Source organism: Amycolatopsis sp. NBC_00345 (genome assembly GCF_036116635.1).
GTDB lineage: Bacteria > Actinomycetota > Actinomycetes > Mycobacteriales > Pseudonocardiaceae > Amycolatopsis.
This window is the reverse complement of sequence record NZ_CP107995.1, coordinates 9,819,361-9,839,845: the sequence shown is the minus strand read 5'-3', so window position 1 is coordinate 9,839,845 and position 20,485 is coordinate 9,819,361. Positions and strand designations below refer to the sequence as shown.

The 20,485-nt window shown below is 70.2% G+C and carries 19 protein-coding genes and 2 pseudogenes; 11 read left to right on the top strand and 10 right to left on the bottom strand.

What is annotated here, in order from left to right; genetic code table 11:
- Positions 1-190: 190 nt before the first annotated feature.
- On the bottom strand, positions 191-1,048 hold the full coding sequence (locus OG943_RS44980; RefSeq protein ID WP_328606972.1) for an NAD-dependent epimerase/dehydratase family protein: 858 nt from the start codon (positions 1,046-1,048) through the stop codon (positions 191-193).
- A 213-nt stretch (positions 1,049-1,261) separates the two neighbouring features.
- Here OG943_RS44980 and OG943_RS44975 point away from each other — a divergent pair, with 213 nt between their 5' ends.
- The 3 genes from OG943_RS44975 to OG943_RS44965 all read left to right on the top strand — a co-directional run bounded on the left by OG943_RS44975 (position 1,262) and on the right by OG943_RS44965 (position 4,415).
- Entirely contained in the window at positions 1,262-2,167 is a 906-nt protein-coding gene (locus OG943_RS44975; protein WP_328606971.1) for an alpha/beta hydrolase, read from the top strand.
- 192 nt (positions 2,168-2,359) lie between these two features.
- Positions 2,360-3,037 (top strand): response regulator transcription factor, encoded by a 678-nt coding sequence (locus OG943_RS44970; RefSeq protein ID WP_328606970.1) that lies wholly within the window; start codon positions 2,360-2,362, stop codon positions 3,035-3,037.
- Positions 3,030-4,415 carry a sensor histidine kinase gene (locus OG943_RS44965; RefSeq protein WP_328606969.1) on the top strand — a complete coding sequence of 462 codons (1,386 nt, stop codon included), beginning with the start codon at positions 3,030-3,032 and terminating at the stop codon, positions 4,413-4,415. Before OG943_RS44970 ends, OG943_RS44965 begins: the two co-directional genes overlap by 8 nt.
- 32 nt (positions 4,416-4,447) lie before the next feature.
- Here the strand turns inward: OG943_RS44965 and OG943_RS44960 are convergent, their stop codons facing one another.
- The gene (locus OG943_RS44960) at positions 4,448-5,371 is read right to left on the bottom strand and encodes a LysR family transcriptional regulator (protein WP_328606968.1); all 924 of its coding nucleotides are present in this window, start codon (positions 5,369-5,371) and stop codon (positions 4,448-4,450) included.
- A 166-nt stretch (positions 5,372-5,537) separates the two neighbouring features.
- Between OG943_RS44960 and OG943_RS48580 the strand changes: the two are divergent.
- The 4 genes and pseudogenes from OG943_RS48580 to OG943_RS44935 all read left to right on the top strand — a co-directional run bounded on the left by OG943_RS48580 (position 5,538) and on the right by OG943_RS44935 (position 8,188).
- Positions 5,538-6,709 (top strand): annotated as a pseudogene (locus OG943_RS48580) (MFS transporter).
- A gap of 7 nt (positions 6,710-6,716) precedes the next feature.
- Positions 6,717-7,058 (top strand): ArsR/SmtB family transcription factor, encoded by a 342-nt coding sequence (locus OG943_RS44945; RefSeq protein ID WP_328606966.1) that lies wholly within the window; start codon positions 6,717-6,719, stop codon positions 7,056-7,058.
- Between the two features lie 3 nt (positions 7,059-7,061).
- Entirely contained in the window at positions 7,062-7,568 is a 507-nt protein-coding gene (locus OG943_RS44940; RefSeq protein WP_328606965.1) for an SRPBCC family protein, read from the top strand.
- Positions 7,568-8,188 (top strand): dihydrofolate reductase family protein, encoded by a 621-nt coding sequence (locus OG943_RS44935; protein ID WP_328606964.1) that lies wholly within the window; start codon positions 7,568-7,570, stop codon positions 8,186-8,188. The genes OG943_RS44940 and OG943_RS44935 overlap by 1 nt, the downstream gene beginning before the upstream one ends.
- Positions 8,189-8,203: 15 nt before the next feature.
- On the opposite strand, the gene OG943_RS44930 is transcribed toward OG943_RS44935, so the two are convergent.
- The 4 genes from OG943_RS44930 to OG943_RS44915 are packed head-to-tail and all read right to left on the bottom strand — an operon-like array spanning position 8,204 to position 11,962.
- Positions 8,204-9,073, bottom strand: coding sequence for an alpha/beta fold hydrolase (locus OG943_RS44930; RefSeq protein ID WP_328606963.1), 870 nt, complete (start codon positions 9,071-9,073; stop codon positions 8,204-8,206).
- Positions 9,074-9,116: 43 nt separating this feature from the next.
- The gene (locus tag OG943_RS44925) at positions 9,117-10,058 is read right to left on the bottom strand and encodes a D-2-hydroxyacid dehydrogenase family protein (RefSeq protein WP_328606962.1); all 942 of its coding nucleotides are present in this window, start codon (positions 10,056-10,058) and stop codon (positions 9,117-9,119) included.
- A 56-nt stretch (positions 10,059-10,114) separates the two neighbouring features.
- On the bottom strand, positions 10,115-10,966 hold the full coding sequence (locus OG943_RS44920; protein ID WP_328606961.1) for an MBL fold metallo-hydrolase: 852 nt from the start codon (positions 10,964-10,966) through the stop codon (positions 10,115-10,117).
- Positions 10,967-10,996: 30 nt separating this feature from the next.
- Positions 10,997-11,962, bottom strand: coding sequence for a zinc-dependent alcohol dehydrogenase family protein (locus OG943_RS44915; protein ID WP_328606960.1), 966 nt, complete (start codon positions 11,960-11,962; stop codon positions 10,997-10,999).
- Between the two features lie 172 nt (positions 11,963-12,134).
- On the opposite strand from OG943_RS44915, the gene OG943_RS44910 reads away from it, so the two are divergent.
- Together OG943_RS44910 and OG943_RS44905 are read left to right on the top strand one after the other, a co-directional pair.
- On the top strand, positions 12,135-12,698 hold the full coding sequence (locus OG943_RS44910; RefSeq protein WP_328606959.1) for a CGNR zinc finger domain-containing protein: 564 nt from the start codon (positions 12,135-12,137) through the stop codon (positions 12,696-12,698).
- 68 nt (positions 12,699-12,766) lie between these two features.
- Positions 12,767-13,588, top strand: a complete 822-nt coding sequence (locus OG943_RS44905) for an alpha/beta fold hydrolase (protein WP_328606958.1) — start codon at positions 12,767-12,769, stop codon at positions 13,586-13,588.
- Positions 13,589-13,687: 99 nt separating this feature from the next.
- Here OG943_RS44905 and OG943_RS44900 read toward each other — a convergent pair.
- A pseudogene (locus OG943_RS44900) lies at positions 13,688-13,816 on the bottom strand (FAD-dependent monooxygenase); the annotation flags it as partial.
- A 250-nt stretch (positions 13,817-14,066) separates the two neighbouring features.
- Between OG943_RS44900 and OG943_RS44895 the strand changes: the two are divergent.
- Positions 14,067-15,089, top strand: a complete 1,023-nt coding sequence (locus OG943_RS44895) for an NAD(P)/FAD-dependent oxidoreductase (protein WP_328606957.1) — start codon at positions 14,067-14,069, stop codon at positions 15,087-15,089.
- Between the two features lie 179 nt (positions 15,090-15,268).
- Positions 15,269-16,333, top strand: a complete 1,065-nt coding sequence (locus OG943_RS44890; RefSeq protein WP_328606956.1) for a hypothetical protein — start codon at positions 15,269-15,271, stop codon at positions 16,331-16,333.
- 114 nt (positions 16,334-16,447) lie between these two features.
- On the opposite strand, the gene OG943_RS44885 is transcribed toward OG943_RS44890, so the two are convergent.
- The 3 genes from OG943_RS44885 to OG943_RS44875 form a co-directional block, all read right to left on the bottom strand.
- Entirely contained in the window at positions 16,448-16,801 is a 354-nt protein-coding gene (locus OG943_RS44885; RefSeq protein WP_328606955.1) for a VOC family protein, read from the bottom strand.
- 29 nt (positions 16,802-16,830) lie between these two features.
- Positions 16,831-17,580 carry an SDR family NAD(P)-dependent oxidoreductase gene (locus OG943_RS44880; RefSeq protein ID WP_328606954.1) on the bottom strand — a complete coding sequence of 250 codons (750 nt, stop codon included), beginning with the start codon at positions 17,578-17,580 and terminating at the stop codon, positions 16,831-16,833.
- A gap of 94 nt (positions 17,581-17,674) precedes the next feature.
- Positions 17,675-20,467 (bottom strand): ATP-binding protein, encoded by a 2,793-nt coding sequence (locus OG943_RS44875; RefSeq protein ID WP_328606953.1) that lies wholly within the window; start codon positions 20,465-20,467, stop codon positions 17,675-17,677.
- Between the last annotated feature and the right edge of the window lie 18 nt (positions 20,468-20,485).

The window sequence follows — 20,485 nt, the reverse complement described above, 5'->3', positions numbered from 1 at the left end:
AGCATCGCTGTGCTCGACGCATCCTGATCGACTGGGCATAGCCGCATCGGTGTGCTCCAGCGGCCGAGGCGGCTGCTCGCGCAGCGGTGCTCAGCGGAGGCGGCGAGGTGTCGCAGCACAACCAGCGGGCACTGAAGTCCCCGTCCGGCCTGCCGCGCCGGCCTCCTCCCGCGAGTACCCGTCGCGCTGCTCAGTTCCGGGCGAAGACGGCAAGCGGGTCGGTGTGGCGTGGTTCCCAGCCCAGCTCACGCTGGGCCTTGGCCGGGGTGAACTGCTGGTCGAGGGCGAACGCGTCCGCGATCGGGCCCATCTCGGTCTGGGCCTGCTCCAGTGTGATCGAGGTGGTCTTGCCCTCAAGCCCGGCGCCGCGCGCCAAAGCTTCGGCGACCTCCTTCGCCGTCGGATTCACTCCGCCCACACCCAGGTAGACGGACCCGGCCTCGGCGGTCAGCGCGGCGACGTAGAGCGGGGCGAGGTCGTCGATGTGCACCAGCGCCCAGTGGGCGCCGCCGTCACCGAGGTAGGAAATGGCACCGTGCCGCACGCCCGGCTGGATGAAGAAGTTGTCGATCAAGCGGTTGTCGCCACCGTAAAGCAGCCCCGGCTGCACGATGACCGGACGGCCGCCCTCCCCCGCCCGCGCGAGCACCGCGTCCTCGACGGACTTACGCCACGCCACCAGGCCCGGCGGGTTCCAGGCCGCGGTCTCGTCCTGGACGCCGTCAGTGTCGCCGTAGACCCAGGAGCCGCCAGTGTGCACGTAGGTGCCGGCGCCGACGCCGTCCTGCATCGCGGTGGCCGCGGCGAGGTCCTCCTCCGCCGTGCTCGCCTGCGCGAGGTGGATCACGGCCTCGGCCCGCGCGGCGGCGTGCTTGAGGACGCCCAGGTCCCGCAGGTCGCCGCGGACTGCCGTGGCGCCCGCCGCCACGACGGCTTCACCGGCCCGCTCGCTGCGGGCCAGCGCCTCCACCGTGTGGCCCTGCCGGAGCAGTTCCGCGATCGTGGCCCGGCCGATATAGCCGGAGCCGCCGGTCAGGAAGACCTTCATCGTTACTCCTTCGTTCGTCTGGCGCTCTTCCAGGATGCGGCGACGGCGGCCGGTCGGTCCAAGACCTGTTTCGCGCCCTGTGATACCCCGAGGGCATCAGACGTCGTGTCGCACGCGTGGGTATCACAGGCGACGGACGAGGTATTGGACGGTGCTCCCCCGGCGGGATCACGCTGGGACCGTCCACATCGCACTGCCGGAAGGGAACGTCTCATGCGTCACGATGTCGAGTTCGATGCCGAGGGTGTCACGCTGCGGGGCTGGTTCTACGAAGCCGCGCGAGCCGCCGGTCCCGCGCCGTGCGTGGTGCTGGCGCACGGCTGGTCGGCCACGCGCCGGCTCTACCTCGACCGGTTCGCCGAGGTGTTCGCCGCGGCGGGGTTCTGCGTGCTGCTGTGGGACAACCGCGGGTTCGGCGACTCGGACACCGCGCCGGGCAAGCCCCGCTACGAAATCGACCCGTGGGAGCAGATCCGCGACTACCAGCACGGGATCTCCTATGCGCAGAACCGGCCCGAGGTCGACCCCGACCGGATCGCGGTGTGGGGCAGCAGCTTCTCCGCCGGGCACGCGTTTGTCGTCGCCGCGATCGACCAGCGGGTCAAGGTCGTGGCCGCCCAGGCGCCGTTCATCAGCGGCCGGGCGACCTACGCCAATGTCGCGCGGGAGGACAACCAGGTGATCGACCCGCAGCGCTTCGCCGACGACCGCCGAGCCCGCGCGGCCGGCCAGCCGGCGGCGATGATCCCCGTGATCGGCACCGACCCCGGACAGGTCACCGGGATCCCGACCCCGGACGCCCACGACTGGTTCAGCCAGGCCCACAAAGAACTGGCACCGGAGTGGCACAACGAGGTGACACTGCGGAGCCTGGAGCTGCTGCGCGGCTACGAGCCCGCGCTCTACCTGCCGTTGATCACCCCGACCCCGATGCTCATGGTGGTCGGCAGCCACGACGGCCTGACCGGCGGCAACCTGGCCGCCGCGGCATACGGGACTGCCGCGGAGCCGAAGAAGATCGTGTTCATACCGGGAGGCCACTTCGCCGCTTACACGGGCCCCGGATTCGACATCGCTTCGGCTGCCGCCCGTGACTGGTTCCTCCAGCATCTGGGCTGACTCGGGCCCGGCATCAGACTCGGCGACAGAGCCCGACGCTGGCGGGCACTCGCATTCCTCTGTGGATTTCCCAGGGAGGCGGTTGTCCCCGCGGCCGGACGCTGGCCACTGCTGACGCTGCCTATCCGGGCAGGTCCGACGTGTGATCGCGGGTTGGGTGAATGCGCCGGGATGGTGTGAGATCGTTGCCGGGTGCGGGTACTTGTGGTCGAAGACGAACGGCGGCTGGCCGAGTCCTTGCGAGCCGGGCTCACGGCCGAGGGGTATGCCGTGGACGTCGCCCACGACGGGCGGGACGCGCTCTGGCTCGCCGGCGAGCATCCCTACGCGGCCATGATCCTCGACATCATGCTGCCCGGCCTCAACGGCTACCGCGTCTGCCGGCGGCTTCGCGCGAGTGGCAACGCCACCCCGATCCTGATGCTCACCGCCAAGGACGGCGAGGACGACGAGATCGAGGCCCTCGACACCGGTGCCGACGACTTCCTGGCCAAACCCTTCTCCTACCAGGTATTGCTGTCCCGGCTGCGTGCGTTGATCCGGCGCGGCGGCGCGGCGCATGGCGGCCCGCTCCGGCTCGGCGACCTCGAGCTCGACCAGACGAGCCACCGATGCCGCCGCGGTGAAGCCGAGATCTCCTTGACCGGCAAGGAGTTCGCCCTGCTGGCCTTCCTGATGCAACGGCCGGGCCAGCTCGTCGGCAAGGACGAGCTGCTGCGGAACCTGTGGGACTTCGCCACCACGGCCACGGTGAACGTCGTCGAGGTCCACATCAGCGCGCTGCGCCGGAAGATCGACACGCCGTTCGGCACCGAGACGATCAGAACCGTCCGCGGCGCCGGCTACCTCGTGGTGGCTCCCGGTGCGTAGGATCTGGCATTCGACCCGGTTCCGGGTCGCGCTGGTGGCGTCGCTGACCTCCGCGGTCGCGCTCGGCACGCTCTCCGTGTGGTTCGTGGTGCAGCTCCAGGGGCGGCTCGAACAAGCCGCGCAGGAGGTCGCCGGGGAACGGACCAGGACGATCGTCCAGATGCTGCGCAACGGCACCTCGGCCACCGACCTCGACCGGCTGACGGCCGGCCTGCTGTACGAGGTCACCGACCGGCAGGGACGCGTCCTGGCGAGCTGCCCGGTGCTGCGGGACGCCTCGCTGAAGCCGCCGGGCCAGGTCGACGTGGTCACGGTGCAGCCGTACGAAATCGAAATGCAGGCGGAGAACACCGTCCATTGCGCCGACATGTTCGGGCGCTCGGTCGCGGACGACGGAACCCTCACCCTGTACGTCGAGACGCAGGCCAGCGACGACAACCGCTACCTCGTGCGCGGTGCCGCGGCAGTCGACCCCGCCGGAGCGGGAGCGGTCACCTCGGTGCGGACGGTGCTACTGGCCGTCGTGCCGCTCGTATCGCTGCTGATCGGGGCGATCGCCTGGCTGGCCGTGCGCCGCTCGCTTCGGCCGGTCGAGGCGATCCGGTCGGAGGTCGCCGAGATCAGCGCCCACGAACTCGGCCGCCGGGTGCCGGTCCCCGCGGGCGAAGACGAGATCGGCAGGCTCGCCGAGACCATGAACACGATGCTGACCAGGCTGGACACCGCGGTGACCCGGCAGAGCCAGTTCACCGCGGACGCCTCCCACGAGCTGCGCACCCCGCTCACCTCGATCCGGACCCAGCTGGAGGTGCTGCTGACCCACCCGGACCACATCGAGTGGCGGCCGGCGTGCGAAAACGCGGTCCTCGACGTCACGCGCATGCAGGACCTGGTCGCCGACCTGTTGCTGCTCAGCAAGCTCGAGAAGGCCGCGTCCGGGGAGTTCGTCCCGGTGCCACTGGCCGGCGTCGTCAACGCCTGTCTCGCCGGGCGGGAGCCTCGCGACGGGGTGGTGATCACCTCCGACATCGCCGGGGATCCGGTGGTGCGGGGGAACCGCGCCAGGCTCACCCGGATGGTCCGCAATCTCGTCGACAACGCCGAACGCCACGCCGGCGGATATGTCCACATAGCAGTGTCTACAACAGACACCGAATGCGTGGTGACCGTGGCGGACGACGGCCCGGGTATTCCGGCGGAGGACCGGCAGCTCGTCTTCGACCGCTTCGTGCGGCTGGACGACGGCCGTGACCGTGACGACGGTGGCTCCGGGCTCGGCCTCGCCATCGTGGCCGAGATCGCCCGCGCCCACGGTGGCAGCGTGACCGTCGGCGACGGCGCCCGTTTCGTCGTCCGGCTTCCGCGCGCGGAAAGCTGAAGACACCGTCCTTTGTGGTGAGCGGCGCCCGGTCAGCCGGTGGCCGGCGACCCGGCCCAGAACCGGCGCGTCACCTCGTGCAGCGCCGACAGGTGGGGCTGGTCTCGGTCAGTCGCGGGCCAGACCACGCCGAACTCGCAGCCGGGCAGGTCGTCCACCGGCAGGTAGCGCAGGTCCTGGCGGGGGTACAGCCCGGCCGCGGTGGACGGGACGAACGCGATCGGCCCGCCCAGCGCCACCGTGGACAGCAAGGACTCCAGCCGGGCGACCTGGTGGCTCGTGTACCGGACGGCGGAACCGTCCGGCCGGGGATCCGCCGCCCAGAAGCCACGGCCGGCGGGGAACGTTTCCGGCGCCAGCCCGACGACCGGATGGCCGGCGAGGTCGGCCAGCCGCACCGACGAGCGGCGGGCGAGTGGGTCGCCGGCGGACACGCACACCAGGCGGGGCTCGACGGTGAGCGGCTGGGAGTGCAGGCCCTCCGGCACCGGGAGGTACACGAAGGCCGCGTCGATCGCGCCCTCCTTGAGCATCGCGAGCTGCTCCAGGAACGAGTCCGCGACCAGCACGTCGGGACCCAGGTCCGGACGCGCCGCCGCCACCTCGGCGATCACGGCACGCGTGGCCGCCAGCGAGCCGAAGCTCTCGCACACGCCCAGCCGGAGCCTGCCGGTGCCGGTGGCCGAGCGGACCGCGGCCGCGCGCAGCTCGTCGGCGGCGTCGACGACGTTCTTCACCAGCGGGAGCAGCTCCTGGCCCGCCTGGGTGAGCTCGACCCGCCGGCTGGTCCTGGCGAACAGCTGCACGCCCAGACGCTGCTCCAGCGACCGTATCTGCTGGCTGAGCGCGGGCTGCGTCAGGTAGAGCCTGCTCGCGGCGCGGCCGAAGTGCAGCTCCTCGGCGAGCGTCAGCAGCAGCCTCAGCTGGTGGGCGGTGGGGTCTTCACCGCTGATCATGAACCCGCAATCGATCCATAATTCGCACATTATCAGCGTACTCCGGATGCTGATCGATTCTCCATTGCCGTTTCGGCTCGGCCTCTGACAATCTGGAGCAGCGAATCTCGATTTGTTCCGACGGGCATTTGTTCAGTAAAGTCGAAGGACAGCGAAGAAAACCATCATGCCTTTGAGCCTGATTTCCCTGATGCTGTGCGTTTTCGGCATCACCACCGGCGAGTTCGTCATCGCCGGCATCCTGCCCGGCATCTCGACGGACCTCGGCGTGTCGATCCCGGCCGCCGGGCTGCTGGTGACGGCGTACGCCATCGGCATGATCGTCGGCGGGCCGGTGCTCACCGCGCTGACCTCACGCTACGCGCGCAAGCCGCTCATGATCACCCTGCTCGTGATCACGGTGGCGGGCAACCTCGCGTCGGCGGTCGCGCCGGCGTACCCGGTGCTGTTCGCCGCCCGGATCATCACCGCGCTGGTGACGTCGACGTTCTTCGCGAACGCCATCGTCACCGCGGCGTCCACCGCGGCGCCGGGCAAGCAGGCGTCCACCGTCTCGCGGCTGGTGTTCGGCATGAACCTGGCGATGGTGCTGGCGCGCCGATCGGCACGCTCATCGGCAGTGCGTACGGCTGGCGCGCCACGTTCGTCGCGATCGCCGTGGTGTGCGCGCTCGGGCTGCTGATGACGCTGAAGCTGGTGCCGGCGGTGGCGGGCGCGGGCACGTCGGCGGTCGCCGAGCTGAAGGTGTTCCGCAACCGTGACGTGCGGCTCGCCATCGGCGTGACCGCGATCGCGAACATCGGGCTGCTGATGGTGTTCACCTACTTCTCGCCGCTGCTCACCCAGGTCACCGGCTTCGCGGCGGGCACCGTCGCGATCATGCTGCTGGTCTACGGCGCAGGCGCCGCGGTCGGCAACTTCGCCGGCGGCTGGCTGTCCGACCGCGCGCTGATGCCGTCGCAGCTCGGGTTGCTCACCCTGCTCGCGGCGGCGCTGGTGGTGATGTGGGCGGGCAGCGGCAGCATCGTGGTCACCGGCGTCATGGTGTTCGTGGTCGGCGCGTTCGGGTTCTCGGTGATCCCCGGTATGCAGACCCGGGTGCTCAGCACCGCGATCGCCGCGCCGACCCTCGCCATCGCCGTCAACGCCTCGGCGTACCAGCTCGCCGCGGCGTTCGCGGGCTGGCTCGGCGGCCAGGTCATCGGCGGGCCGGGGCTGAAGCCCGTCTACCTGGTCGCGGCGGCCGTGACCGTCGCGGGCATCGCGCTGAGCGGTGTCGCCTGGGCCCGGGACCGCGCGGCCGCCCACGGCTTGACGCATACCGATATGGGAATATGATGGCGTCATGGCACGAGCGACGACGACGTCGGACGTCTTCAACGCGATCGCCGAGCCGCAGCGCCGGGAGATCCTGGTGTTGCTGCGGGCGGGTGAGCGGCCGGTGACCGAGCTGGCCCGGGAGCTGGGGATGACTCAGCCGGGGGCGTCCAAACACTTGCGGGTGCTCCGGGAGGTCGGGCTGGTGCGGGACCGCAGGGCAGGCAAGCAACGCCTGTACGGCCTCGACGCCCGCGGGCTGCGGCCGATCCACGAATGGACCGGCGGGTTCGAGCGGTTCTGGAACGAGAGCTTCGGCCGGCTGGACGAGTACGTGCAGGACCTCAAGCAGGCAAGGCAGGAGGAGTAGCTGATGAGCACGACGGGACGAGCAGCGCCGGCGCGGTCCGCGACGGCCGACCGCGAGATCGTCATCTCCCGGGTCATCAACGCCCCACGAGAGCTGGTGTTCGAGGCGTTCACCGAGGTGCGGCACCTGTCGCGGTGGTGGGGGCCGGACGGGTTCAGCACCACCACGCGGTCGTTCGAGTTCCGCGTCGGCGGGGAGTGGGACTTCGTGATGCACGGACCGGACGGGACGGACTACTCCGAGTGGATCTCCTGGACCGAGATCGCCCCGCCGGAGCGGATCGCGCTGCGGCACGGTGAATCCCGCGACGACCCGAACGCCTTCGAGTCGGTCCTGACGTTCGCGCCCGACGGTGCGGCGACCCGGATCGAGATGCGCACGGTGTTCCCCACCAAGGAACTGCGCGACGAGGCGGCCGAGAAGTACCACGCGGTCGAGGGCGGCGAGCAGACCCTGGGCAACCTGGCCGTCTACGTCACCGAGATCGTCCGGAAGAGAGCGGAGGGCTGATGGCCGGGAAAGTGTTCTTCAGCGTGTCGATGTCGCTGGACGGGTTCATCGCGCCCGAGTCCTCTGAGGACTTGATGGGGCAGCAGTGGATGGAGCTGCAGCAGTGGATCTTCCCGCAGCGGTTCTTCCGGGAGAACCTGAAGCTCGGCGAGGGCGGCGAGGAGGGGCGCGACAACGACATCGCGCGGGAGACGCATCTGCGCACCGGCGCGAGCGTGATGGGCAAGCGCATGTTCGACGCCGGCGAGCACGCGTGGCCGGAGGAGGCGCCGTTCCACACGCCGGTCTTCGTTGTGACGCACGAGAAGCGTGACCCCTGGGAACGGCCGGGCGGGACCACCTTCCACTTCGTCAACGACGGCATCGAGCCCGCGCTCGACCAGGCCCGCGCGGCCGCCGGCGATCGCGACGTCCGCATCGCGGGCGGCGGCGCGACGATCCTGGAGTACGTGAACGCCGGCCTGGTCGACGAGTTCTCGATCGCGCTGTCGCCCGTGCTGTTCGGCGCCGGAATCCGCCTGTTCGAGGGCGTGGACGCCGGCCGCGTGGCCTTGGAGCCGGTCCGCGCGGAGCCGACGCCGCGGGCGACCCACCTGACCTACGCGATCCGGGAGCGGTGACTCTGCTTTCGGCGCTCAGGCGAAGGCGACCGCCCGGTCCAGGAAGCGTTCTACATCGGCGACGAACAGCTCCGGGTATTGGAACAACGAGCCGTGCCCGGAGTCCGGGTAGATGACGAGCTGGGCGCCGGGGATGTTCTGGGCCAGATGGTAGGAGTTGATGGTGGGGACCATGACGTCGCGCCGGCCGTTGATCACCAGGGTCGGCTGAGTGATCGTCTTCAGCTCCGCGAAGGGCTCGCCGTGCGGAAGCTTCCAGTCGACGATCGCGGCGGTCTGGGCGAGCATGGTCTGCTTGGTTGTCGGCGGGTCCACGTCGACGGTGCGCTGGTGGCGACGCTCCCAGAACCGTTCCCCGGCGGCTTGGCTGGTCGGCGAAGGCGCGAAGAACAGGAACCGGAAGTCTTCGAGAGTCGGCACGTCATGCCTGGTGCCCACGGTGTTCACGTCGGGGTGGCGTTCGGTGTCGTCGCCGGCGCGGGGCTTGGTGCCGGCCAGAACGAGCCTGCGCACCAACTCGGGGTGGCGAAGCGTGAGGGCCTGCGCGATGTAGCCGCCGATGGAGAAGCCGAGGAGGTCGACGCGCGTCAGGCCCAGCGCGTGGATGAACGCGGCCGCGTCCTCAGCCTGTTCCTCCACCGTGTCCGGGGTCTGGCCGCTGGTGCTCGCCACCCCGGTGTTGTTGAACAGGACGACCGGACGGTGCGCGGCCAGCCCGTCGGCGACGGCCGGATCCCAGTGGTCCAGGCCGCCGCGGAAATGCTGCAGGAACACCAGTGGCGTGCCGGTCTCGGCGCCGAAGTGCCGATAGGCATAGCGAATCCCGTTCGCCGTAACGAATTGCGTCGGAGCCGTCACATGGGAATGCCGGGGCTCGGTGGTCATCTTCAACTCCATCGTCGGTGATTTCTGGTTCGATTGAGGTGGTCTACTTCATCAGTCGAAGGGGTGCGCCGGCTCGGAATGCGGCGATGTCCTCGACAGCGTCCTGATAGAAGATCTTGTACAAGTCGCGGTTCACATATCCGACGTGCCCGGTGAGCAGTGCATTGGGCAGCGACCGCAACTGATGGTCCGCAGGCAGCGGCTCGGTGTCGAAGACGTCGATCGCGGCCCCGCTGATCCGGCCCTCGCGCAAGGCGTCGACCAAGGCGGCTTCGTCGACCACCGGTCCGCGCGAGGTGTTGACCAGGAGGGCCGAAGGCTTCATCAACCCCAGTTCCGCCGCGCCGACCAGACCGCGCGTGCGCGCGCTCAGCACCACGTGGACCGAGACCACATCGCTCTCGGTGAACAGCTGCTCCTTCGTCACCGCTCGCACCCCGTGCTCGGCCGCGGTCTCGGGAGTCAGGTTCCGGCTCCAGGCGATGGTGTTCATTCCGAACGCCTGTCCGACCCGTGCCACCGCAGACCCGACTCGGCCCAGACCCAGAATGCCGAGAGTCCGGCCGTGCAGCCCTTCGCCGACCGTGAGCTGCCAGCCGCCGGCGCGCATCGACTCCGCCTCGGCGACCAGGTTTCTCGCGGCGCCGAGGATCAGCGCCCAGGTGTGTTCGACCGTGGCGTGCGATTCATAACCCGTCCCGCACACCGTGATGCCGAGCCTGCTCGCGGCCGCGACGTCGATGGCGGCGTTGACCGGGCCGGTACTCACCAGGAGCCGGAGGTCGGTCAGCCGCTCCAGGACCTCGGCGGGGAATCGCGTCCGTTCCCGCATGGCCACGAGCACGTCGAACCCGGCGAGGCTGCGGACCGCCTCGTCGGCATCGGCGAACGGCTTGGTGAAGACGACTACTTCGGCGGCGAGCGAGCCCCAGTCCGCCAGGCTTGTGGCAACGTTCTGGTAGTCGTCGAGAATCGCGATCTTCATTTGTGGCGACCTCCGTTTTCCGAGTGGCCGAACTGCCGCCGTGACGGCAGAGGTGGTTAGGCCAGCAAGCCCAGGCCGCTGTACCACAGCGGTCCCGGGTTGAGCCGGTCACTGTGGAGCTTCATCATTTCGTCGAAGAATTCGAGCGGGGTCGGCTTTCCGGCCAGCAGCCGGATCGCGTCGCGCAGATACTGGCGGGTCTCGTCGAGGATTTTCGGGTCGTCGGGCCGGTCCTTGTTCTTGTGGCCGGCGACCAGATGTCGCGGGTCGAGTTCGGCGATCCGGTCGATTCCGTCGATCCACGCCTGGAGCCCGCCATCGCCGCCTTCGAGCATCATCTGGTGCACGCCGTTGTAAACGACGTCACCGGCGACGACGAGGCCGATCGAGGGCACGTGGAGCACGGAACTGTCGTCGGTGTCGGTGTGGCCGGTCTCCACCGCGCGCAGGAGCCGGCCCTCCAACCGGAACCCGTCGGCCAGCACGGGGACGGCGAGGACCGGGGTGTGCTCCGGGACCTCGGGGAAGGAGTTCGCGAACCCGTTGTCCTTGTCCCGTAACTGTTCGCGCATCTGCCGGATGGTGCCCTCGGTGGCGTAGACGACGGTGCCGGCGTCGCCGAACTGTTCCAGCAGCGCCGCGGTTCCGAACCAGTGGTCGGGGTGGCCGTGGGTGATGTACACGAACGCGAGGCGCTTGCCGGAGCGCGCCACGCCTTCGGCGACCTGCGCGATCTGGACGCGGGTCAGTGGCGGGTCCACCAGGACCGCGTCCCGTTCCCCGTAGATCAGGGTTGTGGAGATCGGCGAGGAGACGATCGCGTCGCCGTTCGGCAGCCGCAGGTCGATCGTCCGGGCAACGCCATCCGAGACGAGGACTTCGTAGGACAGGGCAACGGTTTCAGGCATCTCGCTCCTTCTCTCATAACCTGGGCGTGGTCAGGACCGGCCCACGGCGAGCAGGATCTTCCCGCCGCGCCCGAGCCGCTCAATGGCCGTGTTGATGTCGTCGAGGTCGAACACGGCGGCAGGCGGGACGAACAGGGCCCCGCCGGCGACCAGGGGCGCCGCCTCCCGGATGACGGGCAGCACCTTCGTCGCGTAGTCGAACTGGCCGGCGAAAAATCCGCGGACCGTCACGCGCTTGCCGATCAGCGTCAACGCGTCGACCGCCATCGGCTGCCCGGTCGCCGCGGCGTAGGTGACGAGCGAGCCACCGTCGGACAGCAGGTCGAGCAGGCGGCCGGGGGCGTCGCCGCCCACCGAGTCGACGGCGAGCGCGACCCGTTCGTCGCCGATCGTCTTGCGGACGTCTTCGGCCGCTGTCGCGTCGTCGAGATGGACGATGTCGGCGCCGGACGCGGTCAGGCCGGCGAACGCGGACTCGTCGCGGGCGAGGTTGATCGTCCGGAATCCGCGTGCCTTCGCCAGAGCGATCAGGGAACGGCCGACGCCGGAGTTCGCGGCGTTCTGCACGATCCAGTCGCCCGGCCGCAGGTCGGTGTACTCGCTGAGGATCAGGCCGGCCGTGGGCGGATTGCTGCCCAGCATCGAGAACTGCTCAACACTCCCCTCCGGCAGCCGGAACAGCCCCTCGGCCGGCAGCACCAGCCGCTCGCGCCAGGCCCCGGCGAACAGCGGCAGGACCACCAGGTCGCCCACCTCGACCGTGTCGACGTCCGGGCCCAGCTCGATGATCCGGCCGACGCCCTCGTTGCCCAGGACCAGCGGGAGCGGCGGCTGCCCGAGCGCGCCGCCGACAACCAGGAGGTCGTGCTTGTTCAGCGGCGAGAACTCGACACCGACCTTGACCTCGCCGGCACCGGGAGCGGGCGGCTCCGGGAGATCGACGACACGCACGACGTCCTCGGGCGCTCCGAACTCGGTGATCTGGATGGCACGCACATGGACTCCCGGCGAGAGACGACTTTGACATAGTCAATCACAGTTTGACCATGTCTGCATCTCTGGCTGTGGCAGAGGTTCACTGGCCGGTTGCCATGAAAGTGCCACATTGAGCACGTAAGCATACGGATTACACTTGCGTCGCCATCGCCTGATCACGTAACCTCGCCTCATGTCCGACCCAGCCACCGAGCGCTACGCAGCAGCCCCCGCGCCCGTGTCGTTGCGGCGTGTGCAGTCGTTCCTGAACACCCGCTCCGCAGGCCGCCCGCCCGAGGTCGACCTCTTGGCCGACACCGCCTCGGCGAACGGTTGGCTGCGCACACTCGAGTGGCCCGCTGTCCCCCGTTTGACCACGGACGACCTGCAGCCCCTGTACGAGCTGCGCGAAGCGCTCCAAGCCCGGCTCGAAGCCGGCCAATCAGGATCTCGGCCGGACTTGGCGCACCACCTCGAAAAGCTCCGCTGGAAAGTGACTCTCGCCGAGGACGGACAGCTCGCCCTCTCAGCCGAAGGCGAGGGCTGGCGCCAGGTCGGCGGAACCGTGCTGAGCGACGTCCTGCTCGCCCAGCAGCACGACCTGTGGCCTCGCCTGAAAGCCTGCCGGAATCCTCCCTGCGCGGTGGTTTTCTACGACAGCTCGAAGAACCGGTCCCGGGTCTGGCACAACACCTCGGTCTGCGGCAACCTCATCAACCTTCGTGCTTCCCGGGCCCGCCAACGCGAACAGGCGTAAGACGGCGGATTCCGGCCCGTCGGCACCTCGTCCGGATCAGCATCCGTTTCTCAGGCAAGGAGCCCTTTGTGACGAGCTCGGCAATCATCCCGAACAGCGACATCGCCTTCCATCGCACCGGTGCCGGCGACCGCGCCGTTGTGTTCTTGCACGGCTGGATCGACGACCTGCACGTCTGGGACCCGGTCATCGCGGAACTGTCGGTGCCCGGGTTCGAGACCGTGCAGGTGGACCTCGCCGGCTTCGGAGACCGCACTCGGGCCAACGGGCCGTTCACGTTCGACCGGTTCGCTGCCGACCTGCTGGCCGTCGTCGACGCGGTGGACAAGCCGTTTGTCCTCGTCGGCCACAGCATGGCGGCGCCCATCGTCGAACTGGTCGCCGCGGCGCGCCCCGAGCGCGCGTTGGGCCTGGTGCTGCTGGCCCCCATCCCGATGGCCGGAACCCGGATGCCCGACGAGGCCATCGAGAGCTTCCGATCGTTGGCCGGAGCCGAGGCGCCGGCCATTCAGGCCATGCGTCAGCAAGCGGGGCCGTCGGCTCCCGAAGCCGAGTTGGCGCGAATCGCCACGGTGGCCGCGAACGCCCGCCCCGAGGTAGTACGGGCCACGGCGGACCTGTGGAACAACGGCCACCCCGCCGAGTCAGCCAGCGGTTTTTCCAAGCCGGTACTGATCCTGACCGGAAGCGACGACCCGATCGTCACCTCGGCGGTCGTCGCCTCCGCGGTCGTGCCACGCTTCGGCTCGGCCACGATGACAACAACCGAGATCGAGAAGTCCAGCCACTGGCCGCACATCGAGCAGCCCTCCGTCGTGGCCGCTCGGATCAGTCGTTTCGTGGTCGGTCACGTCGTGGCCGTCGGCGCGGACGCGAGGCATGGCCGGTAAGCAGGGGAAAGTAGCGGAGGTACGGTCGGGATTGGGCTTGTTACGGCAAGACTCCTTGGCACAGAAGGTGCCTATGTCGCCGGTTGTGGCGGCGAGCCCACGAGCCGCGAGACCGAGCTTCCAGCCCAGGTTCGCCGCTTCCTGCAGGCCGAGGTTGAGGCCCTGCCCAGCATCGACAGGTCCAGCAACCCACGGGACTGCGCGCGCTCGACCGCAGGACGGACGGATCCGCGACGGAGACAGCGGCCACCCGGCCGGTCATGGTCGCGTCGGTCGTCGACGACTTCGCTGCCGGCCCTCACAGTGACCCGAGCGAAGCGACCCAGTCCGCGAGCGGGCCGCGCGCCAGGTCATGGTGATCGTGCGTTCGAAGTTGCCGTATCCGGCGCGCTGGAAGGCGTTCGCCATGATGGCCCGCGGTCCTCATCGACAGGGCTCCGGCCGCAGGTTAACGTCGCCAGACGTGTCGAGCACGCCAATGAACAGGGACCTCGTAGTCGTCGGCGCCGGCGTTGTCGGTGCTTCGGTGGCCTATCACGCCGCCCGGGCGGGCGCTGGGGTGACCGTTGTCGACGCCGGGCGGCCGGGTGCCGGGGTGACGGTGGATTCCTTCGCCTGGATCGGATCGTCCGGGGCACGCACCGGTCCCGCCACCGGGCTGCGGGTGGCGGCGATCGACGAGTACCGACGGCTCGAGGCCGAGCTGCCGGGCCTTCCCGTGACGTGGTCCGGCTCACTGTCGTGGCGCGCGGCGGGCAGCGCGCCGGAGGCCGGGCCGGGGCAGGAGATCATCGACGCGGCCGCCGTGGCGGCGCTCGAGCCCCACCTGCGCCAGCCCCCGGACTGGGCCGTCTGGGCATCCGGCGACGCCGCCGTCGACCCGGTGGGCGTGACCGAGCGAATGCTCGCGGGCGCCCGTGACCACGGCGCACAAGTACATCCCGGCGTCCCGGTCACCGCCGTCCGCCGAGACGCCGCGGGACGGGTCGCCGGGGTCGAGACCGTCGCGGGGCCCCTCTCTGCCGCGACTGTGGTGCTCGCGGCCGGAGTGGCCACGGCCACGCTGGCCGCGCCGCTGGGCATCCGCGTCCCGGTCGACCCGTCGCCGGCGACGCTCTTCCGGTTCCGCGCCCCGGCCGGTCTGGTCCGCACGGTGGTCAACACCCAGGACTTCGATCTTCGGCAGGTCGCCAAGGACCGGGTGATCGCCGCCGCGGATTCGCCGGAACAGACTCTGGCCGCCGTCCGGTCCACCTTCCGCGGCACCGCGAGCGTCGAGCTGCTCAGCGCCCGGGTCGGCGCCCGCCCCATGCCGGCCGACGGCGAGCCCATCGTCGGGCCGGTCACCGGGGTTCCCGGCCTGTACCTGGCGGTGATGCACGCGGCAGTCACGCTCGCCCCGGCCGTGGGCCGGCTGATCGCGAGGGAACTGGTCGACGGCACCGGCGAGCCGGCGCTGGCGGGTTGCCGCCTCGATCGTTTCCAGCGGTCCCGCAGTTAGCCCGGAGGTACCGGCCGATCGGTAACGTTCGCCGATCAGGGGGATATATCCCGTATGGCTGGGGATCACCGGGTTGTCGCTCTGGGTGGGGTTCCTCGTGCTCGACCACGTCGGCGAGCAGAACGAAACTGACAACCGAACATATGACAACTATGGGTAAGTCCAAGATTCGCGGCCTGATGGCCTCTTCCGCCGCCGTTCTCACCGCAGTGACCGTGCTCACCGGGGTCGTCGCCCCGGCAGTGGCGAGTGCCGCTTCGGCCGAGACCCCGGCAGCCGTGGCACAGACGCCGGACGAGTTACGCACCAACGCCGCCGCCGTCGTCGGGCTCACGGTCACTCCGGAACTGCTGCGGATGAGCGAAAAGGCCTTCGTCTACGAGATCTACAAGGCCGCGGCACAGCAGGGCGACGTCGCGCGGGAGGTTCAGTACGAGGCGAGTGACGCCTATCTCAACGACAGGACGTCGTATTTCCTCACGACCGGGATCTACGAGGCCCATCAGCGGGACCTGGACCGTGCGGCGTTGTACCAGGCCCGGCTGGCGGAGCGGCAGCCCGCCGCCACGCTGCTCGGTTTCGAGCTGACCACGGTCCTGGTGGCCCAGGAGGACAAGGACTTCGTCTTCTCGTTGTGGGAACGGGCCGCCAAGGGTTCGTTCGTGAAGGCCACCGCGGGCACCGTTTACAGCGGAACTCCGGCGGAGCAGAAGGATTTCATCGTTCGCGGCATCTTCGTCGAGTACCAGCGTGACGTGGACGCGGCGAAGGAAGCGGCCGAGAAGGAAGCCGCGGAGAAGAAGCTTCGTGACGCGCGGGTGAAGGCGGGCGCCGTCGTCGGCATGGATCCGGCGCTGGCCGCGCAGCTGACGGACCAGGACTTCGTGGACGCCATCTGGTCCCGTGGCCTGGCGCCTCAGGATTCCGAGGTGTGGTACCAGGCTTACACCAGCCGGACGCCGGAGCAGCGGCGGGCGTTCATCGACACCGGCATCTTCGACGCCGCGGCCAAGGACAAGGTCGACACCATCAAGATCCGCGCCGCCGCTGTCGTCGGCATCGACGCCGGGTACGCCCGGCACCTCCAGGAAGGCCCCCTGGTCCGCGAGATCTGGACCAGGGCGAAGGCCGGCACTCAGGTCCAGGCCGCCGCCTATCGCGCCATGCAGAGCGAATCCCCCGCCCAGTGGCGGACCTTCCTGGAAACCGACATCTTCACCGCTGACGCCGCGGACAAGCACTGAGGCTCTGCAACCACCCGTAAAACGTGTGGATCAGGCCGAACGCATCGACCGCCTCCGGGGAATCCGGGGGCGGTCGACGTGTTCCGCATCAGCCGGCCACAGAGGCACTGGGGTTCATCCGGCGACCAGATCGAACTCGTTGCCCTCGGGGTCGCGGAAGGTGGTCCAGCGGGCGCCGCCGGTCTCGACGTCGGTCACCCGGGTGGCGCCGAGGGACAGCAGCCGGTCGGACTCCGCGGCGAAATCGTCGCTGATCAGGTCCAGGTGCAGCCGGTTCTTGACCGTCTTGGCTTCGGGGACTTGGTGGAACGCCAAGGGGGGACCCGGTTTCGGCTCGCTCGCGGCGATCGCGGCGAACTCGGCGGTGGGCTGGGGGCTGACCGGCCGGCCGAGGACGTCGGCCCAGAACCGGGCCAGTCCGGCGGCGTCGGCGCAGTCGATGCTCAAGCCGAGCACGGAGTTGCTCATGATGAGTCCTTCTGGGGATGGGTGCGGAGCTAGACCTGGGCCATGCCGCCGTCGACGGACAGGTCGATGCCGGCCACGAAGCTGCTCTCGTCGGAGGCCAGGAAATAGGCGGCGGCAGCCACTTCCTCGGGCCGGCCCATCCGCCCGAGCGGGATGACCGAGGCGAACGCGGCCCGGATGGCGTCGGCGCCTTCCTTGGTGTCGGCCTGGCCGTCCATGATCGGGGTGTCGATCGGCCCGGGGCTCAGGGTGTTGATCCGGATGCCGCGGTCCTTGAACTCGTGGGTCCAGGTGCGGGCATAGGAGCGCACCGCCGCTTTGGTGGCGCTGTAAGTGGTGTAGCCGTTGATGCCCTTGTGCCCGGCGATGGACCCGACCAGGATGATCGACCCGCCGTCGCGCATCAGCGGCAGCGCCTTCTGCGCGGTGAACAGCGCCGCCCGGGCGTTGAGGTCGAAGGTCTTGTCGAAGTTGTCCTCGGTGACCTTCCCGAACTCCTCCGGCTCGACGCGCCCGGAGTTGGCGACCAGGATGTCCAGCGCGCCCTCGTCCGCCTTGACCGTCCGGAAGAGGTGGTCGAGGTCGGCGGTCCTGGTCGCGTCGCCGCGCACGACGGTCACGCCGTCGCCGATCAGTGCCCTGGTTTTGTCCAATTCGGACTGCCGCCGGCCGGTCACGAAGACGTGCGCGCCCTCCTTCGCGAACCGCTGCGCGATGGCCAGGCCGATCCCGCTCGTCCCGCCCGTGACGACGGCGACTTTTCCGTTCAGTCCAGACATGTTTCAGACCTTCTTCGTCGCTGCTTCGGTCGGATGACCTGACCACGACATTGCTCCCGCGCCGGCGGTGCGACATCGCACGGCCGTGCGATCCCTAATCGCCGACGGTGTGCGCGGCGACCACGCGGGCGAGCTCGAGGCGGGAGTTGACGCCCAGCTTGGTGAACGCGTGGCGCAGGTGGCTGTTGACCGTGTGGGGCGAGACGAACAGCCGCTCGGCCGTCTCCCGGTTGGTGAGCCCCTGGGCGATGAGCCGGACCACGGCCAGCTCGGACGCGGTGAGCGCGGCCCACCCGGCGTCCGGGCGCGTGCTGGTCACCAGCCGGCGGCGGACGCCGTTGGCCCGCAGCCGCCCGCGCACCCGTCCCGCGTCCCAGGTCGCGCCCGCCTCGGAGTACTGGACGAGTGCGCGGCCGAGCGTGTCCACACCCTCCGGCAGAGCGCCGGTGCGCAGCTGCGCGGCCCCCAGGTCTTCGAGCGCCGAGGCGAACGCCATGGGCCGCGGGCTTGCCTCGAAGAGCACGCAGGCTTCGGCGAGCAGCGCGACGTCGGCGTCGAGCAGACCACGGGACTGAGCGGCCGCCGCGCGCACCGAGCCGATCCCCGGATTGCGCCGCGCCCGCTCTTCGGCGGCGGCGACCGTGTCGGCGGCGAGTCGCGAATCCCCGGCGGCGAGCGCGATCCGGACGAGCTGCGGGTCGTCGGTGACGTCCATCGGGTAGAGCGGGACGATGCGCCCGGACACGGCGTCGAGCGCCGCGCGGGCGTCCTCCGGTTTGCCGTCCGCCATCGCTCCGAGCGCGAGCAGCCAGCCGCCGTGAGCACGGTTGGCGGGCGTGCCGTCCGCCAGCATCCGCCGTGCCAGCGCGGTCGTCTCGCGCCGCTGCCGCTGGTCGGCGGTGTGGATCGCGACCCGCCCGAGTGCGACAACGCCTGCCGCGTACAGCGCGCCGACGACGGGCACGTCTCCGGTCGCGTCGAAGCGGCCCTCCAGCACGGCCGCCGCGTCGGCGAGGCAACCCAGCTGGAAGAGCTGCCGCCCGCGCCAGGTCTCGAAGAAGTCGAGCGCGAACGCCTGCCGCTCCCGGTTCGCGGCGGCGATACCCATCGAGATCAGCTCGGTCGACTCGTCGAAACGGTCGAGCACACCGAGCAGCTCGCTGCGCCACTGCCGCGCCACCCATTCACGGGTTTCCTCACCGGGGCCGAATCCCTCACGCATCGCCTGCTCATGCGTCGCGAGCGCGTCCTCGAAGTGGCCCTCGACGTACCGCAGCGCCCCCTCGGCGAGCCGCAGGATCGAGCGCGCCGCCAGGTCTCCCGCGCGTTCGACCGTCTCCCGAGCGCGCTGGAGCTGCTCGGCCGCCGCCACCGGCCGCCCGGCCTGGACCAGGTTGTAGGCCAGGCGCGCCTGGTGCTTGGCGCGGTCTTCGCCGGACAGGTCCCGCAGCGCGAGTGCCTGCTGTCCCGCCTCCGCGCGCACGTCGGCTGACAGGGCGAACATGCTGGCCAGGCTGAGGAACACCGCCGCTTCCTCGGCCGCCGGCACGACATCGCGCAAACGCTTGCGCGCGAACGCCTGGGCATCGCCGGCCTTGCCCGCGGCGTGGAGCAGGACCGTGGTGGTCGCGACCAGCGGACCGGCGGCGGGATGCCCGGCCGGAATCAGGTCCAGGGCGTGGCAGCTCAGTTCGGCGGCCGCCGCGGGGTCGCGCGAGCCGATCGCGTCGGCGGCGTCCTTGAGCAGGCCGGCCGCCACCTCGTCACCCGGCTCCGCGCTGGTGGCCAGCTGCGTGGCCACCTCGACCGGGATCGCCCCGGCCGCGAGCAGGACGTCGACGGCCTGGCGATCGAGGGCCCGGCGCGCGGACACCGTTGTGCTGTCCCGGAGGGCCTCCCGGATGATGTCGTGGCGAAAGCCGAGCCGGTCGGCGCGCTCGGCGAACACGCCGGCTTCGAGCAGCTGCTCGAGCGGGGTGAGCAGAGACGCCGCCGGAGCCCCCAGCATCGACGCGAGCTCCCCGACGGTGAAGCTGCGGCCGAGCGAGGCCGCCGCGACCGCGAGCTGGCGGGCCGACTCCGAGAGGCGCGCGAGCCGGTGGCGCATGCCGATGGCAACACGCTTCGGCAACCGCGCTTCCAGCAGCCTCGCGACACCGTCCTCGATCCGGACAAGCCGCTCCTCACGCAATCCGCGCAGCAGCTCTACGAGGAAAAACGGATTGCCCGCCGCCTCCGCCGCCAGGTCGAGCAGGCCCTGATCGGGGTTCGCCCGCATGACGTCCGACGCGAGCCCGGCGACCGCGGCCGGGGCGAGCGGTTCGAGGGTGATCCGCCGCGCCCCCTGCGACACGAGCTGGTCGACGACGTCGTCCAGTCCGCTGCCAGGCTGAACAGGCCGAGCCGCCAGGATCCACGCGATCGGGACCGATTCGAGCCGGGCCGGGAGTGCGCGCAGCGCGGCCAAAGTGCCGCTGTCCGCCCATTGGAGATCGTCGAGGCAGACCACCAGCGGCATTACCGCCGCCGCGCCCTCCAACAACGATTCCAGGTCCTGCAGCAGCCAGTAGCGCTGCTCAGGACCGCCGCGTGCGCCCGGCAGCGCGGAACGGCCAAGCAACGGCGCCGTCCCGTCGAACAGCGCCCGCAGCAGCGGCGCCAGCTCGACGACAGCCTCGGACGGGTCGGCCTCGCCCAGGCCCACCCGGGCCGGCAGGCCACCCGCCAGCCGCATCGCCTCGGCGAGCAGACGGCTCTTCCCGATCCCCGGGCTGCCCTCGATCACGACGACCACACCCGCCCCCGAGCGCAGCGAACCCAGCGCCTCGCGCAAGACGGTCAGCTCCGGCTCGCGGCCGTGCAGCACCGTGGTCGTGGTCCCTGCCATACCCGAGAGCCTGGCACG